This is a genomic window from Nocardioides sp. QY071, from assembly GCF_029961765.1.
Classification (GTDB): domain Bacteria; phylum Actinomycetota; class Actinomycetes; order Propionibacteriales; family Nocardioidaceae; genus Nocardioides.
In genome coordinates, this window is record NZ_CP124681.1 from 3,705,255 (window position 1) to 3,720,519 (window position 15,265).

The following is a 15,265-nucleotide window of genomic DNA, read 5'->3' on the forward strand; positions in this document are numbered from 1 at the left end:
CCACCCATCCCCACCAGGAGCACGTATGAGCACCGACGCCCCCACCCTTCCGATCGAGGTCGACGTCGCGATCGTCGGCGCCGGGTTCGCCGGCATCGGCATGGCGATCCAGCTCCAGCGCCAGGGGGAGCACACCTACGTCGTACTCGAGCGCGGCGACGGCGTGGGCGGCGCCTGGCGCGCCAACACCTATCCGGGCGTGGCCTGCGACGTGCCGTCCCACCTGTACTCGTACTCTTTCCGCCCCAACCCGGACTGGTCGCGGGTCTACTCCCCCGGCCAGGAGATCCGGGAGTACCTGGAGGCCGCGGTCGCCGACGAGGGGATCACGCCTCACCTGCACCTCGACACCGAGATGGGTGCGGCCCGCTGGGACGCGGCGCGGCACCGCTGGCAGGTGGAGACGGCGCGCGGGGCGGTCCTCGCGTCGTACCTCGTCGTCGCGACCGGGCACCTCGCCGACGAGCGAATGCCCGATGTCGCGGGACTCGAGGACTTCGGCGGCCCGGTCTTCCACTCGGCGCGCTGGGACCACGCCACCTCGCTGGCCGGCAAGCGCGTCGGCGTGGTCGGCACCGGCGCCTCGGCGATCCAGATCGTCCCGAGTATCGTCGACGAGGTCGCCGAGCTGGTCCTCTTCCAGCGCAGCGCGCCGTACGTGCAGCCGAGGCGTGACCGCGCCTACAGCGCCGGCGAGCGCGCAGCCTTCGCGCGCGACGACGCGTTGCGCGCCTCCGTGCGCGCCGACCTCTTCTGGACCTTCGAGTCGACCTATGCAGCGCGCCGCCTGGAGGAGCCCTACCTCGGCACCACCAAGCGGGCCGCGCTCGAGCACCTGCAGCACCAGGTCGCCGACCCCGACCTGCGGCGCCGGCTCACGCCCGACTACGAGCTCGGCTGCAAGCGGGTCCTGGTGTCCAACGTCTACTACCCGGCGCTGACCCGGGAGCACGTCACCGTCGAGGACGCCGCCCTCGAGCGCCTCGAGCCCGGCCGGGCGATCAGCGCGGCCGGACGCGCCTTCGACCTGGACTGCATCGTCCTCGCGACCGGGTTCGAGGCCACCGAGCCGCACATCGCGCCCGCCATCCAGGGCGCCGACGGGCGCAGCCTGGCCGACCACTGGTCCAACGGCATGCACGCCCTCGACTCGATCACCGTGCCGAGCTTCCCCAACATGTTCCTGCTCGACGGCCCCAACACCGGCCTGGGCCACAACTCGGTCATCTTCATCATCGAGTCCCAGCTGCAGTACGTGCTCAGCGCCCTCGCGCACGCGGCTGCCGCCGGCATCGGGGTGATCGACGCGAAGGCCGCCGCCGAGGCCGACTACCTGGACCAGGTCGCCGAGCGCAGCAACGGCACGGTGTGGCTCGACGGCGGCTGCCGCAACTGGTACGTCGACCCGCGCAGCGACCGGATCACGGTGCTGTGGCCGGACTTCGCGCACGTCTTCCGCGAGCGCAACTCGACCTTCGAACCGAGCCGCTACGAGGTGACCGCGTGAGCACCGCGCGCGCTGAGGGCCGGATGGCCGGCAAGGTCGTGCTCGTCACGGGCGGCGCCAACGGGGTCGGGGCGGCGTTCGCCCGCCTCGCCGCGGCCGAGGGCGCGACCGAGGTGGTGATCGCCGACGTGCTCACCGACGACGCGACCGCCCTGGCCGAGGAGCTCGGCCGCACCGGCGCGCGGGGCGTGGCCGCGCACCTCGACGTGACCGACGACGCGGCCTGGGCGCGCGTGGTCGCACAGGTCCTCGGGCGCCACGGGCGCATCGACGTGATCGTCAACAACGCGGGGATCAGCGGAGCGATCCCGGGCGACCTCTACGACCAGGATCGGTGGGACCAGCTGATCGCGGTCAACTGCACCGGCGTCTTCCTCGGCATCAAGCACGGGGTACGGGCGATGGGGCGCGGCTCGTCCATCGTCAACATCTCCTCGATCGCGGGTCTGGTCGGGCACGCCGGACTGCACCTGGGCTACAACGCCTCGAAGGGCGCGGTCCGGCTGATGACCAAGGGCGCCGCCGCCCGCCACGGGGTCGACGGGATCCGCATCAACTCGGTCCACCCCGGCCTGCTGCCGCCCATGGTCTCCTCGGAGACCACCCAGGAGCCGGGCAAGCGCAGCGGCATCCTGGAGCAGGTTCCCCTGCGCCGCCAGGGCGAGCTGCTCGAGGTCGCCCGGGCGATCCTGTTCCTCGCCTCCGACGAGTCGTCGTACGTCACCGGGGCCGAGCTGGTCGTCGACGGCGGCTACACCTGCGTCTGAAGCCGGGCCGCCAGCCACGCGTGACGGCTGGCGGTCATCGCGCGCGCCAGATCGGTGTGGGGCGCCATGACGTCGCAACCGTGGAAGCCGCCCGGCCACACGTGCAGCTCGGCCTGGACGCCCGCGGCCCACAACGCGCTGGCGTAGGCGACGTCCTCGTCGCGGAAGACCTCCGCGCTGCCGCAGTCGACGTAGGCCGGCGGCAGCCCGGACAGGTCGGTGGCCCGGGCCGGGGCGGCATAGATCGAGACGTCGTCGGTGCCTCTCCGCTCCCCCAGCAGCGCGGTCCAGCCGGTCTCGTTGCTGGCGCGGTCCCAGATCCCCACCCCGTCGTACTGGTGGGCGGACGCGGTGGAGCCACGGTCGTCGAGCATCGGGTAGATCAGCAGCTGCGCCGCCAGCTCCGGGCCGCCGCGGTCGCGGGCCAGGAGCGCCACCCCCGCCGCCAGCCCGCCGCCCGCGCTGCCGCCGGCGACGACGACCCGCGCCGGGTCGATTCCCAGCTGCGCGGCGTGCTCGACGGTCCACAGCAGGCCGGCATAGCAGTCCTCGACGGGCACCGGGTCGGGGTGCTCGGGCGCCAGCCGGTACTCGACCGTCACGACGGTCGCGCCGAGCTCGACGACCCAGGGCAGGAACTGCTGGAGGCCGACGAAGCGGTCGCCGAACACCATCCCGCCTCCGTGCACGTGGTAGACGCAGGGTGCGTGCTGCGCCGGATCGGCGTCGTCACGGCGCAGCACGCTCACCTCGATCTCGCCGCCCCCACAGCCGGCGAGCGCGTGGTCGGTCCGGGTCACCCCGGCCCGGACCAGCACGTCCTCGACCGGCTCGGGGAGCGGTGCCTGGCGAGCCGCCGGGATCCGGTCGAGCGTCAGGCTCGGCGGCATCATCGGCGCGAGCGCGTCGAGGACCTCCGCCAGCGCGGGGTCGTACGGGGGGCGGGGACGCGACGCGGGCACGGCGGCTCCTCGGTTGGTCGACAGGAGGTCAGGAATATTCAAACATAACTTGAATCTGCGTCCAACCGGGTGCCCTCGCTCCCCTCAGGCCCGCAGGCCGTCCAGCGAGAGGTCGAGGAGACGCTCGGCCAGCGCCTGCGGCGAGCCGGTCGTGTCGCGCCGCCGGTCGGCCACCAGCGCGACGCCGTAGAGAATGTCGACAACGTCTTGGCTGGTCACCTCGGGCCGGAGTCGCCCGGCTCGACGAGCCTCGTCGACCAGCTCGTCCGTGGCCTCCCGCAGCATCGTCAGACCCCACATCAGATTCGCGTCGGGGTCGGTCTGCCGCAGCCCCTTGAGCACGAGGGCCGAGAGCATCCCCTGCGCCGAGATCAGGTGCTCAGCCGCGGCACCCAACCAGACCCGCAGCGGGTCGTCCTGTGGGGCGCGCTCCTCGACCAGCACATGGGCCCGCCCGCAGAGAGCTTCCATCCGGCTCCGGAAGACCGCCTCCATCAACGCCATTCGGGTCGGGAAGTGCCGGTAGAGGGTTGCCGAGCCCACGCCGGCCGTGCGGACGATCTCGTCGATCGCCGCGTCCGCGCCGTCGCGTTCCACCACCGCGTCGGCGGCGGCCAGGATCCGCTCGATACTGCGCTGCGCGTCGGCACGAAGACGCCGCGGCGCCGCTTGCTCCTGGTCCGAGGGTGCTGCAAACACGAAATCTTCTCCTTGCTCCTTGCCAACCACGAAGGACGAGCCTATGGTCTCCCCGTAAGTGATAAGTAGTCCCCATTTAGTACGCTAGCAACCCAGGAGGGTGAACATGACCGGCAGCCTGGTGAGCGCACTGGCCTATATCGGCATCGGCGCCACGGACCTCGACGCGTGGGAGTCGTTCGCGACCGACGTCCTCGGCATGCAGGTCACTCGCGCCGAGGACCCCGCCGGCGTCGAGACGCTCTTCTTGCGGATGGACGACCGGACCCACCGGATCGCCGTGCGCGCCGGCGACGACACGCTGAGCTACATCGGCTGGGAGGTCGCCCGCCCCGAAGACCTCGACACGGTCGTCATCGCACTGACCGCGGCCGGCGTCGCCGTCAAGGAGGACAGCGCGCTCGCCGAGCTGCGCGGCGTCGAGCGCCTGGTCCGGTTCCAGGACCCGGCCGGCTTCGAGCTCGAGCTCTGCGCCGGCGTGCGCACCACCGCCGCGCGCTTCGTCTCCCCCACCGACGCCCGCTTCGTCACCGTCGACCCGCAGGGCCGCGACCTCGGCCTCGGCCACATCGTCCTGGTCGCCCCCGGCGACGCGGGCATGGTCGAGTTCTACACCGACGTGCTCGGCTTCGCGATCAGCGACTACATCAGGTTCCCCGGGATCCTGCTGACCTTCACGCACGTCAACCCGCGCCACCACTCCCTGGCCTTCGGCCCCGGGCCTGATGGCGTGAAGCCCTACCTCGACCACGTCATGGTCGAGGTCGACGACGTCGACACCGTCGGGCGTGCGCTCGACGTCGTCCGCGACCGCGGCATGTCCCTGACCGCCACGCTCGGGCGCCACACCAACGACCGGATGCTCTCGTTCTACGTCACCTCGCCGTCCGGCATCGGCGTGGAGTACGGCACCTCCGGGGCATTGATCGACGACGAGACCTGGACCGTCACCACCTGGGACGCCGCCCAGACCTGGGGCCACGACCGCAACCACGCCCACTGAGCACCGCCCGACCGACCACCGAATCCGCATCTCACGGGAGCACACATGACCAGCACCTCACCGGACGCCCCCGACGTCCTCGACGGGCTCATCGACCTCGAGCGCGGCGAGATCGACCGCCGTATCTTCAGTGACGAGCAGATCTTCGAGCTCGAGATGAAGCACATCTTCGGACGCGCCTGGCTGTTCTTGTGCCACGAGTCACAGATCCCGAAGAAGGGCGACTTCTTCGAAGCCCCCATGGGACGCGACAACGTCCTCGTCGTCCGCCAGCGCGACGGGGGCATCAAGGCGCTGCTCAACACCTGCACCCACCGCGGCAACGCGGTCTGCCGGGCCGAGGAGGGCAATGTCAAGAACTTCATGTGCACCTACCACGGGTGGACCTTCGGTCTCGACGGCGAGCTGGTCGGCGTGCCCGGCATGTCGAGCTTCTACAGGGACGAGCTCGACAAGGCGCAGCACCCGCTGCGCCAGCCGGCCCAGCTCGCGTCGTACCGCGGGTTCGTGTTCGCCACCTTCGACCCCGACGCACCCCCGCTGGAGGACTTTCTCGGCCGCACCGGACGGCTCAGCCTCGACCTGATCGCCGAGCGCGGTGACATGGAGGTCGTGCCCGGGATCCAGAAGTTCGTGCTGAACTGCAACTGGAAGTTCACCGTCGACAACGTCTTCGACTTCTACCACCCGCAGATCACCCACATGTCGGCGATCGCCGTCGGCGCCATCCCGGTGTCGACCGACGCCATCGACGACGGCGGCGCGAAGAACGAAGAGGGCGCGGACCTCTCGGTGCCGCAGCTGCCGACCGACGCCGAGAACGTCGTGATGATCGCGCAGTACGGCCACGCCATCTCCGGACCGAGCCAGCACGCGGTCGAGAAGACCGCGGGCGAGGCCTACCGCGACGTCTTCGCCTGGCGCCACACCCCCGAGGCCGAGGTGGCGTTCGGCCCCGAGGGCAACGCCGTCGGCGGCCACCCCCACATCTTCCCGACCAGCTGGATCACCGTGGACTGCCAACTCAGCCTGCGCATCCCGCGCAGCCCGGGGGTCACCGAGGTGTGGTGGTTCAGCTTCCGCGACAAGAAGGCCGGACCCGCGGAGAGGGCCGCCCAGTTGGCCCGGCAGATCCACTCCTTCGGCCCCGCCGGCCTGCTCGAGCAGGAGGACGGCGAGAACTGGTCCCAGAGCACGCTGCAGACCCGCGGCGGCCAGGCGCGCCGGGTGCCCCAGGCGCTCAAGATGGGCCTGGGCCACGGCAAAGTCCGCGCCTGCGACGGACTCCACATCATCGAGTCGCCGGTCAACGAATACGCCCAGTTGTGGACCTACCACGCCTGGCGCGAGTGGCTGACCGGCTCGAGCTGGGACGAGTTGCGCGAGCGCACCACTCCTGGCGACCTCCTCTGACCAACCCGGCCGCGAAGGACACACCATGACCATCGAGCTCGAACGGGGCGCCGACCAGACGCTCCTCACCCAGATGCTGCTCCAGCACCAGGTCGAGCGGTTCTACTACGACGAGGCTGCGCTGCTGGACGCGCACCGCTACGACGAGTGGATCACGCTCTTCACCGAGGACACCCACTACTTCATGCCGTTGCGCAGGACCATGCCGCGCCGTCAGCTCCACAAGGAGTTCACCCAGCCCGGCGAGATGGCGTTCTTCGACGACGACCACCTGATGCTGAGCCTGCGCGTCCAGAAGCTCTCCACCGGCACGGCCTGGGCCGAGGACCCGCCGTCACGCACCCGGCACCTGGTCACCAACGTGCGGATCCTCTCCGACGACGGCGCGGAGCTGGTGAGCGAGAGCCACTTCCTGCTGCACCGCACCCGGCTGCGCGACGACCTCGACCAGTGGGTCGGGCGGCGCGAGGACACCCTGCGCCGCGACGCCGACGGGTTCAAGATCGCGCGCCGGCACGTCTTCCTCGACCAGACCGTGCTGCATTCCCAGAACCTCAGCAACTTCTTCTGAGCACACCCGAGAGAGACGAGAACTTGTCCTGGATACGAGCCTGCTCCGTCGACGACATCGAGGACGACGAGGGCTTCAGGATCGACGTCGTGCCGCCGATCGCGGTCTTCCGCGTCGACGACGACTACGTCGCCGTCGCGGACACCTGCACGCACGACGACTCCTCCCTGGCCGACGGCTACGTCGACGGGGGCCAGGTGGAGTGCGCCTGGCACTTCGCCCGGTTCTGCCTGCGCACCGGCGCCGTCCTCAGCCCGCCCGCGACCACACCGCTGGCCAGCTACGAGGTCCGCCTCGACGGGGACGACGTGATGGTTCATGTCCCCCGGTGAGCTCGCGGAGCCCGCCGGCCCGGTCACGAGCGTCGCCGTGGTCGGGGCGAGCGCGGCGGGGGTCGCCGTGGCCCAGGCCCTGCGGGCGCACGGCTTCGAAGGGACCGTCGCCCTGATCGACGCCGACCACCGGCTCCCCTACCAGCGACCGCCGCTCTCCAAGGCGGTCCTTGGGACCGACCCGGTCGAGCCGCCGCCGATCGCCCCGGCGCAGTCCTACGCGCAGCACCGCATCGACCTCCTCCTCGGCCAGGACGTCACGGCGGTCCTGCCCGGGGTCGGGGTCCGGCTCGCCGACGACAGGCACCTCGCCGGCGACCGCATCGTCCTGGCGACCGGCGTCCGCGCGCGCACCCTGGACCTTCCGGGGGCCGCGCTGCCCGGCGTGCAGACCCTGCGCGACGCTGAGGACGCCGTCCGCCTGCGCGAGCGGCTCGCCCCCGGCCGGCCGCTGGTGGTCGTCGGCGCTAGCTTCATCGGACTCGAGATCGCGGCGATGGCCCGCCGGCACGGGATCGAGGTGACCGTGGTCGAACTCGCCGAGCATCCCCTCCAGCACGCCTTCGGGGCCGAGGTCGGCCGGCTGGTCGAGGGTCTGCACCTGCGGCGCGGGGTGCGCTTCCGCTTCGGCGTGTCGGTGCGCGAGCTGGGCGGCGACACCGCCGTTCGCGAGGTCGTGCTCACCGACGGCACGGTGCTTGCGGCCTCCACGGTCGTGCTCGGCGTGGGCGTCGTGCCGCGCACCGAGCTGGCCCTCGGCGCCGGTCTCGAGGTCGACGGCCAGGGCATCGTCGTCGACGCGTTCGGCCGCACCAGCGACCCGCGCGTCTGGGCCTGCGGCGACGTGGCCAGCCAGCCCCATCCCGCCCTCGCCGGCCGCGGTCGCATCGAGCACTGGGAGGTTGCCGTCCAGCACGGTGCCGCCGTGGGCGCAAGCCTCGCGGGTCACCCCACGGCCTTCACCGGCACCCCATTCGCCTGGTCCGACCAGTACGAGCATACCTTCCAGTACTTCGGCCGTCAGCTGCCCGGCGACGACCTCGTCGTCCGCCCCGGACCGGGTCCCGACACCTTCACCGCGTTGTGGCTGCGCGGGGGCACCCTGCGTGCCGTCCTCGGCTACGGCACCCCCCGGGAGGTGGGCGCGGCCCGCCGGCTCCTCGATGCCGGTCATCCGGTCCAGGCCCGCGACCTGGCCGGCGACAGCGACCTGCGGGCCCTGGCCCGCGACCTCGACCGGCGCCGAACCGGCCAGGTCGCGTGAGCGCCCTCCCCTTCCCCACCCCGAACGAGAGTGAGCACGCAGTGCCCCAGCAACTGACCTTCGAGGCCACCGATCGCCTGATCCGCACCCCGGACTACCGGATCCAGATCAACGAGGCCGGCACCGGCCATCCGATCATCATGATCCACGGCACCGGCCCCGGCGCCACGGGCTGGTCGAACTTCGCGCCGACGATGACCGGACTCTCCGACCGCTACCGCTGCATCGCGGTCACCATGCCCGGCTGGGGCGCCTCGTCGCCCCAGGACCTCGCGACGGGACGGGATCAGGGCGCGGCGATCGTGCAGCTCATGGACGCCCTTGGCATCGAGCGCGCCGCCTTCGTCGGCAACTCCATGGGCGGCGGCGTCGGCATGATCATGGCGACGAAGCACCCCGACCGGGTCTCGCACCTGATCACCATGGGCTCCGGTGTCTGGGGACCGGCGGTCGTCGGCCCGACCGGGATGTCGGAGGGCATGCAGGCACTGTTCGACGCCTACGAGGACCCGACCCCCGCCCGCTTCAAGCGGCTGGTGAGCGTGATGTGCTTCGACCCGTCGTTCGCGACTGACGAGCTGGCCGCCGAGCGCGCGGCCGCCGCGGCCGCGAACCCGGCGCACCTGCGCAACTGGCTGGACCTGATGCGCGCGGGTCGCGGAGCGGACGGCTTCGCCGAGGCCGGCCGGCTGCTGCCCGCGACCCGCGTCCCGACACTGCTGGTCCACGGGCGCGACGACCGCACCGTCCACTTCGAGCTGAGCCTGCGCACCCTCGCCCTGGTGCCGCGGGCCCGGCTGGTGCTGCTCAACCAGTGCGGCCACTGGGCACAGCTCGAGCACGCCGAGACGTTCAACCACCTGGTCCACGACTTCGTCTCCCAGAACTGACGACGAGACGCACCCGATGCAGACCTCCGCAGCCAGTCTCACTCCCGCTCCCGCGATCGCCGGCTCCTCGGTGCTCGTCACCGGCGGCGCCTCCGGCCTCGGACGCGCCCTGGTCGACAGGTTCGTCGAGGAGGGCGCCGGCGTCACCGTGCTGGACCGCTCGGAGGAGGGCCTGGCCGAGCTCACCCGACGCCACGGTGAACGCGTCGCCGTGGTCACCGGTGACGTCACCAGCGCCGCCGCGAACGAACAGGCCGTCAGCACCGCGGTCGAACGCTTCGGCCGGCTCGACACCTTCGTCGCCAACGCCGGCCTCTGGGACTTCGGCCGCCCCTTGGCCGACCTCACCCTGGACCAGGTCGACGCGGGCTTCGACGAACTCTTCGCCGTCAACGTGAAGGCGTCCCTGCTCGGCGTCCGCGCAGGCCTCGACGAGCTGCGTCGTACCCAGGGCTCAGTCTTGCTGACCCTCTCCAACGCCGCCTTCTACCCGATGGGCGGCGGCCCTCTCTACACGGCGTCGAAGCACGCCGGCGTCGGCCTGGTCCGACAGCTCGCCTTCGAGCTCGCGCCGCAGGTGCGCGTCAACGGCATCGCTCCCGGTGGCATGGCCACCAGCCTGAGCGGTCCCCATGCGCTCGGACTGGCCAACCAGACCATCGGCGCCATGCCCATTGCCGAATACCTCGCCGAACACTCCGCTCTCCAGATCTCACCCGAACCCACGGACTACACGGCGGGCTACCTCATGCTCGCATCGCGCCGGCATGCGCGAATCACGACCGGGACCGTGCTCGACATCAGTTCTGTCGGAACTCCCCAACGGCCCGGAGGATGACCAGAGCGCCTTCGCGGTATCGGTTCAGACGTTCGACGACAAGTGACTGGCGATCTACGACCAGCCGCTGCTGGAGGAGGACCTCTAGGAGCTTCCCGAAGACGTGATCCGGTCTACCGCGACTCTACGCATCACTCATGTTCCGTGCTCCGTCGACAATCCGGACGAAGATCGTGGAGGCCTGCGAGGCCGCGCGGTGGGCGCAAGAGCGACCGAGCGTCGAACGCGGCAAGCGCGGCCGATCGGCTCTTCGCCCTCGGCGGCCATCCGGCTGATTGATACGCGGCCGTCGGCCGCGTGCTCGAACCCGTCGCGCCGTCCATCCTCGACACAGTGTTGACTATAACCGACGTTGCGGGCATTCTCGGTCTTGCGGCGACCTCGACACCTGTCGCCGCCTGACTGCAGCGAAGGGCTGCGTCGAGCTCGTATCGAAGGAGACGAAATGAGCACAAGAGCGGAGAACCGCAAAGTTGTAGACGGGTTCTGGGGCGATCTCGACGCCGGACCGCCGACGGGAGCGAAGCTCGAGGACTGGAAGGACTGGTTCGCGGTGGATGCGGTGTGGGAGATGCCGTTCGCGCCCGAGCCGCTCGCGAAGTCGGTGCCCGGCCGCGCGCTGATCGGCCACTTCGTCGACTGGTTCTTCGAGTCGGTGCCCGACCTGGTCATCGACTCGCTGGTGGTCCACGACACGACCGATCCCGAGCTCTTCGTCCTCGAGCTCCAGGGCCGGGCGACCGTGAAGCAGAACGGCAACATCTACGCGAACACCTACTGCACCCACATGCGGGTCCGCGACGGCAAGGTCGTCTTGATGCGCGAGTACTTCGACCCGAGCGTCGTCGAACAGGCCTTCGGAGGAGACCTCATCGCCGAGGGCATGTCGAAGGTCATGGCCGCTGCTGGCCTGGCGGTGGCCTGATGGACCTCGTCCCGGAGTTCTCCTACACGGCTGAGCTGGCTGCGCCGCAGATCGTCGGGCCGGGTCCCTACGGCCTACGGCAGGTTCTCCCGGTGACGGGTGGGGCGGTGACCGGCGACCGGCTCAGTGGTCACGCCGCGATCGGCGGCGGTGACTGGCTCCTGGCCGGCGACGACGGGTTCGGCCGATTGGACGTGCGCGCCCAGTTCGTCACCGATGACGACGCCGTCATCTACATGAGCTACCAGGGCCTGGTCGAGGCCACCGAGGCGGCCCAGGCCGCACTCGCCGGGGGCGAGTCGGGCACTGACTTCGGCGACCACTACTTCGTCACGACCCCACGGCTCGAGTCCGGCGACCCCAGGTACGCCTGGGTCAACCAGACCATCTTCGTGGGGCAGGGCCGCATCACTCCGGGTCCCGTGGTCGAGTTCCAGGTCTTCCGGGTCGCCGCGTAGCGCGCGTCGACGGCTGTGGACGGGTCGCACAGGGCACGCAACGTCGTGCCTGTGCGACCCGCGGATCCAGCGGCGCCTGACGATGTGCAGCTGTTCAGAACAAGAGAGGGAAACGCTGTGTCCTCCAACCTCGCCGACAACCTGGTGGCAACTGCTCGCTCGTTGGGCGATCGACCGGCCATCAGGCTCGATGCCAGCACGATCGACTACTCGGAGTTCCACCGCGCCGCGGCTGCGGTGGCGGGAGACCTGCAGGCACGGGGAATCCGGGCTGGTGACCGGGTCGGCATCGTCGTACCGAATGTCCCCGCCTTCCCGATCCTCTTCTACGGCGTGCTGATGGCGGGCGCCATCGCCGTCCCGATGAACCCCCTGCTGAAGGCGCGGGAGGTCAGGTACTACCTGGAGGACTCGGCCATGTCCATCGTCTACGGGACGAAGCCCGTGGCAGAGGTGGTGTCCGAGGCGGCGCGCGATGCAGGGATTCCGGCGCTCCTGCTGGACGATCTGGGCCCGAGCATGGCGGACCTGCTCGGCCACCCCGTCGAGGAGCCCGTCGTGCGGGAGCCCGATGACACCGCAGTGCTGCTCTACACCTCCGGCACGACCGGTCATCCCAAGGGCGCGGAGCTGACGCATGCGAACATGTCGAGCAATGCGTCCACCACGGTCGACACGCTCATCGAGACCTCGCCCGACGACGTCATCCTGGGCTGCCTGCCGCTCTTCCACGTCTTCGGACTGACCTGCGGACTGAACGCGGCGGTGAGGTCGGGGGCCTTGCTCACGCTGATCCCGAGGTTCGACGCGGTACAGGCGTTGCATGTCCTCGAGCGGGACGCGGTCACCGTCCTGGAGGGCGTCCCCACGATGTATTCGGCGATCCTCGACGCGCCGCAGGCAGCCGACGCCGACCTGTCGAGGCTGCGTCGCTGCATCGTCGGAGGCGCACCGATGCCGGTCGAGGTGCTGCGGTCCTTCGAGGAGAGGTTCGGGTGTGAGGTGTTCGAAGGATATGGGTTGTCGGAGACCGCTCCCATCGCGTGCTTCAACCAGCCGACCAGGCCGAGGAGGGCCGGAACGATCGGCGTCCCCGTGCGTGGTTGCGAGCTTCGCCTTGTCGACGACGACGGCAACGAGGTGCACGACCTCGACGTACCCGGCGAGATCGAAATCAAGGGCGAGAACGTCATGAAGGGCTACTGGGGCCGGCCGACGGCGACCGCGGAAGCGGTGGTGGACGGGTGGTTCCGCACGGGCGACATCGCGACACGCGACCGCGACGGCTACTACAGCATCGTCGACCGCAAGAAGGACGTCATCATCCGAGGCGGATACAACGTCTATCCGCGTGAGGTGGAAGAGGTGCTCTACGAGCACCCGGCGGTCGCCGAGGCGGCCGTCGTCGGGATCAGCGACGACTATCTCGGCGAACAGGTCGGCGCGGCGGTGGCGCTCAAGCGCGGAGCACGAGCCGAGCCTGCCGAGCTTATCGAGTTCGTGCAGCAGCGCCTTGCGGACTACAAGTACCCCCGCCGGATCTGGCTCGTCCCGAGCCTTCCCAAGGGGCCGACCGGCAAGATCCTGCGCAGGAGCGTCGAGCCTCCTGTGCAGCGGACCTGATCGGACCACGGCAGCGACGACGCGGCCGCGCAGCACTCGAAGGAGCTCATCGATGAGCGCTCACAGCCTGGGCATGTTCCTGCTCATGGAGGGAGCCATGGTCACCGGCCTACTCCTCGCCCGGGCAGGCTGCCTTCGCATCCTCCCACTCGACGCGATGCCCGGCGTTCTCAGGCGCCGCATCGAGCGCGGCAAACGAGTGACGCCGGTCGTGCTGGCGCTCGCCCTGCTGGCCCTCGCGATAGGCACCGTGCTGCTCGCCGGCGCCTGATCCGTCCTGCCCATGCTGAGACGAGCGCTGAGGTTCGACCGCACTCGTCGCTGGACCGGGTCAGTCGGCGGGAAGGATCTGCTGGCGCAGTAGTCGCAGCTGCAACATCAGCGCGAACCGCGTCTCCGGATCGTCGAGGTCCACCTGACCGACCTCGGCGACCTTGCGGAGCCGATATCGGAAGGTGTTGGCGTGGGTGAACGTCGCTGCCGAGGCCGCGGTGACGTCACCGAAGGAGTCGAGCCAGGTGTCGAGCGTCTCCACGAGGTTCGCCCCCTTGCGCGCGTCGTGGTCCAGGAGCCGTGCCAGCGGCCCCGCGGGCTCGTCGCGATCCGCGCTCAGGTCCGCCAACTCGAGCATGAGCGCCTCGACATGCACCTGGTCGATGGCCGCGAACCGACGATCCGTGCGCCCTGAGCGCAACACCCGCAGCGCGCGGTCCGCAGCAGCGCGGGAGCGGGTCAGGTCCGACCGGGTCAGGGCAAGGGTGCCGATGCCGACCAGCAGCGGCGTGTCGTGGCCGATGCGGTCGAGGAACTCGCCCACGACCTGCGCGGCGCGGTGCTCCGCGCTCCCCCGATCCCCGCGGACGTTGACGATGGCGTACGCGACGTCGTTGAGCTGCGCCGCGGCTGATCTCGGATAGACGGCGCTGAGGTGCATGGCGAAGGCGTCGGTGATCCGCTGGTGCTCGGCGGCACGTTGTGCGCGACCACCGGCCGCTGCGGCCGAGGAGCCACCTGCGTCAGTCCCCTCCTGCGGACGATCTGCCGCAAGAGCCAGCACCAGGTAGTCGCGGTGGAGCAACCCGAGCCGGTCGACGGCCTCCAGCCCACCGGGCCCGCCCTCGAGAGCCGTCGCCACCAGGTCGGCCTGGAGGCGGCGCTCCACGTCGGCCCCGGCCCGCAGCCGCAACAGGTGGAGGGCGACCAGCTTGGCCGCCTCCTGCAGCTCCTGGGTGCTCTTGGCGGACAGCGGCTTCGTGACCGTCGCCCAGATCGAACCGAGGACCTCGTCCCCCGCCCGGACGGCCAGGGCCAGCTGCGGGGCGGTCTCCTGCCCGTCGTCGTACGGCATCGGGTCGATGGGCACAGGCGTGCGACTGCGCTGGATCTCGCGGAACACGCCCCGCTCCTCCAGGAGACGGGCGAAGCGGTCCGGCACCTGACGCCCCAGGATCGTCTCGACGCGCACCGGGTCGGACTCGTCCTGGCCCTCGGAGAATGCCAGCACCCGCGAGCTGCGATCCTCGATCGTGATCGGTGCGTCGAGCAGCGTGGAGATCGCATTGGCCAGCGCGAAGAGGTCACCCGACGGCATCCCGCCGAGGGTCTCTGCGTGGGAGACGCCGACATCGCCCTCGGCGATCTGCGCGCGCAGCAGGGCTGTCAGCTGCGACCACGAGGCTCGGCTGGTGAGGCCGAGCACGGGTACGCCGGTCGCCGCGACCGCCGCGCGGACGGTGTCCTCGACCACGACGGGTGAGCGCACCACCAGGCCCGCGGCGCCCTGGTCGCCGAGCTCCGTGACGAGCGCGGCGATCTCGGCCGGGCGCTGCAGCCCGACGCCGAGGACCAGCGCCTGGCGCGGCAGTGGCGAGTCGTCGAGCGGGTCATGGATCACCACGTTGCGGATCTGCTCCACCACGTCGGCGTCGCCGCAGGCCACCTCGAGCAGCGTGGACCCGAGGTTGTCGAGAACGCGGCCGAGACTCGCACGACCCTGGTGAACCACGACAGAAC

At 70.6% G+C, this 15,265-nt stretch carries 16 protein-coding genes; 13 read left to right on the forward strand and 3 right to left on the reverse strand.

Translation table 11 applies throughout. The annotated features are described in order from the left end of the window. Positions 1 to 25 precede the first annotated feature (25 nt). Both QI633_RS17870 and QI633_RS17875 read left to right on the forward strand, forming a co-directional pair. Complete coding sequence (locus QI633_RS17870; RefSeq protein WP_282426567.1) at positions 26 to 1,507, forward strand: NAD(P)/FAD-dependent oxidoreductase; 1,482 nt, start codon at positions 26 to 28, stop codon at positions 1,505 to 1,507. Further along, positions 1,504 to 2,274 carry an SDR family oxidoreductase gene (locus tag QI633_RS17875; RefSeq protein WP_282426568.1) on the forward strand — a complete coding sequence of 257 codons (771 nt, stop codon included), beginning with the start codon at positions 1,504 to 1,506 and terminating at the stop codon, positions 2,272 to 2,274. The genes QI633_RS17870 and QI633_RS17875 overlap by 4 nt, the downstream gene beginning before the upstream one ends. Here the strand turns inward: QI633_RS17875 and QI633_RS17880 are convergent. Both QI633_RS17880 and QI633_RS17885 read right to left on the reverse strand, forming a co-directional pair. Continuing rightward, positions 2,259 to 3,236: an alpha/beta hydrolase gene (locus tag QI633_RS17880; RefSeq protein ID WP_282426569.1), complete on the reverse strand. Its 978-nt coding sequence runs from the start codon at positions 3,234 to 3,236 to the stop codon at positions 2,259 to 2,261. The genes QI633_RS17875 and QI633_RS17880 overlap by 16 nt on opposite strands. A gap of 84 nt (positions 3,237 to 3,320) precedes the next feature. Further along, positions 3,321 to 3,965, reverse strand: coding sequence for a TetR/AcrR family transcriptional regulator (locus tag QI633_RS17885; RefSeq protein ID WP_282426570.1), 645 nt, complete (start codon positions 3,963 to 3,965; stop codon positions 3,321 to 3,323). 76 nt (positions 3,966 to 4,041) lie between these two features. On the opposite strand from QI633_RS17885, the gene QI633_RS17890 reads away from it, so the two are divergent. The 11 genes from QI633_RS17890 to QI633_RS17940 all read left to right on the forward strand — a co-directional run bounded on the left by QI633_RS17890 (position 4,042) and on the right by QI633_RS17940 (position 13,523). Next, a complete protein-coding gene (locus QI633_RS17890) occupies positions 4,042 to 4,938 on the forward strand; it encodes a VOC family protein (protein ID WP_282426571.1) in 897 nt (298 codons plus the stop codon). A 45-nt stretch (positions 4,939 to 4,983) separates the two neighbouring features. Next, positions 4,984 to 6,351 carry a Rieske 2Fe-2S domain-containing protein gene (locus tag QI633_RS17895; protein ID WP_282426572.1) on the forward strand — a complete coding sequence of 456 codons (1,368 nt, stop codon included), beginning with the start codon at positions 4,984 to 4,986 and terminating at the stop codon, positions 6,349 to 6,351. A 25-nt stretch (positions 6,352 to 6,376) separates the two neighbouring features. Further along, positions 6,377 to 6,922, forward strand: a complete 546-nt coding sequence (locus tag QI633_RS17900; protein ID WP_282426573.1) for a 3-phenylpropionate/cinnamic acid dioxygenase subunit beta — start codon at positions 6,377 to 6,379, stop codon at positions 6,920 to 6,922. 23 nt (positions 6,923 to 6,945) lie between these two features. Beyond that, a complete protein-coding gene (locus tag QI633_RS17905) occupies positions 6,946 to 7,254 on the forward strand; it encodes a bifunctional 3-phenylpropionate/cinnamic acid dioxygenase ferredoxin subunit (protein WP_282426574.1) in 309 nt (102 codons plus the stop codon). Beyond that, a complete protein-coding gene (locus QI633_RS17910) occupies positions 7,241 to 8,518 on the forward strand; it encodes an FAD-dependent oxidoreductase (protein ID WP_282426575.1) in 1,278 nt (425 codons plus the stop codon). The genes QI633_RS17905 and QI633_RS17910 overlap by 14 nt, the downstream gene beginning before the upstream one ends. 41 nt (positions 8,519 to 8,559) lie before the next feature. Then, positions 8,560 to 9,408 (forward strand): alpha/beta hydrolase, encoded by an 849-nt coding sequence (locus QI633_RS17915; protein ID WP_282426576.1) that lies wholly within the window; start codon positions 8,560 to 8,562, stop codon positions 9,406 to 9,408. Positions 9,409 to 9,424: 16 nt separating this feature from the next. Next, entirely contained in the window at positions 9,425 to 10,246 is an 822-nt protein-coding gene (hcaB, locus tag QI633_RS17920; RefSeq protein ID WP_282426577.1) for a 3-(cis-5,6-dihydroxycyclohexa-1,3-dien-1-yl)propanoate dehydrogenase, read from the forward strand. Between the two features lie 445 nt (positions 10,247 to 10,691). Next, positions 10,692 to 11,171 (forward strand): nuclear transport factor 2 family protein, encoded by a 480-nt coding sequence (locus tag QI633_RS17925; RefSeq protein WP_282426578.1) that lies wholly within the window; start codon positions 10,692 to 10,694, stop codon positions 11,169 to 11,171. Further along, positions 11,171 to 11,629 carry a DUF3237 domain-containing protein gene (locus QI633_RS17930; RefSeq protein ID WP_282426579.1) on the forward strand — a complete coding sequence of 153 codons (459 nt, stop codon included), beginning with the start codon at positions 11,171 to 11,173 and terminating at the stop codon, positions 11,627 to 11,629. Before QI633_RS17925 ends, QI633_RS17930 begins: the two co-directional genes overlap by 1 nt. Before the next feature lie 117 nt (positions 11,630 to 11,746). Next, positions 11,747 to 13,252 carry a long-chain fatty acid--CoA ligase gene (locus tag QI633_RS17935; RefSeq protein ID WP_282426580.1) on the forward strand — a complete coding sequence of 502 codons (1,506 nt, stop codon included), beginning with the start codon at positions 11,747 to 11,749 and terminating at the stop codon, positions 13,250 to 13,252. Between the two features lie 52 nt (positions 13,253 to 13,304). Continuing rightward, a complete protein-coding gene (locus QI633_RS17940) occupies positions 13,305 to 13,523 on the forward strand; it encodes a hypothetical protein (protein WP_282426581.1) in 219 nt (72 codons plus the stop codon). Positions 13,524 to 13,583: 60 nt separating this feature from the next. Here the strand turns inward: QI633_RS17940 and QI633_RS17945 are convergent, their stop codons facing one another. Next, positions 13,584 to 15,257 (reverse strand): helix-turn-helix domain-containing protein, encoded by a 1,674-nt coding sequence (locus QI633_RS17945; RefSeq protein WP_282426582.1) that lies wholly within the window; start codon positions 15,255 to 15,257, stop codon positions 13,584 to 13,586. Positions 15,258 to 15,265 lie beyond the last annotated feature (8 nt).

Coding starts and splice junctions, on each gene's coding strand:
- QI633_RS17870 (WP_282426567.1), top strand. CDS start 26: ATGAGCACCGACGCCCCCACCCTTCCGATCGAGGTCGACGTCGCGATC.
- QI633_RS17890 (WP_282426571.1), top strand. CDS start 4,042: ATGACCGGCAGCCTGGTGAGCGCACTGGCCTATATCGGCATCGGCGCC.
- QI633_RS17895 (WP_282426572.1), top strand. CDS start 4,984: ATGACCAGCACCTCACCGGACGCCCCCGACGTCCTCGACGGGCTCATC.
- QI633_RS17900 (WP_282426573.1), top strand. CDS start 6,377: ATGACCATCGAGCTCGAACGGGGCGCCGACCAGACGCTCCTCACCCAG.
- QI633_RS17910 (WP_282426575.1), top strand. CDS start 7,241: ATGTCCCCCGGTGAGCTCGCGGAGCCCGCCGGCCCGGTCACGAGCGTC.
- hcaB (WP_282426577.1), top strand. CDS start 9,425: ATGCAGACCTCCGCAGCCAGTCTCACTCCCGCTCCCGCGATCGCCGGC.
- QI633_RS17925 (WP_282426578.1), top strand. CDS start 10,692: ATGAGCACAAGAGCGGAGAACCGCAAAGTTGTAGACGGGTTCTGGGGC.
- QI633_RS17930 (WP_282426579.1), top strand. CDS start 11,171: ATGGACCTCGTCCCGGAGTTCTCCTACACGGCTGAGCTGGCTGCGCCG.
- QI633_RS17940 (WP_282426581.1), top strand. CDS start 13,305: ATGAGCGCTCACAGCCTGGGCATGTTCCTGCTCATGGAGGGAGCCATG.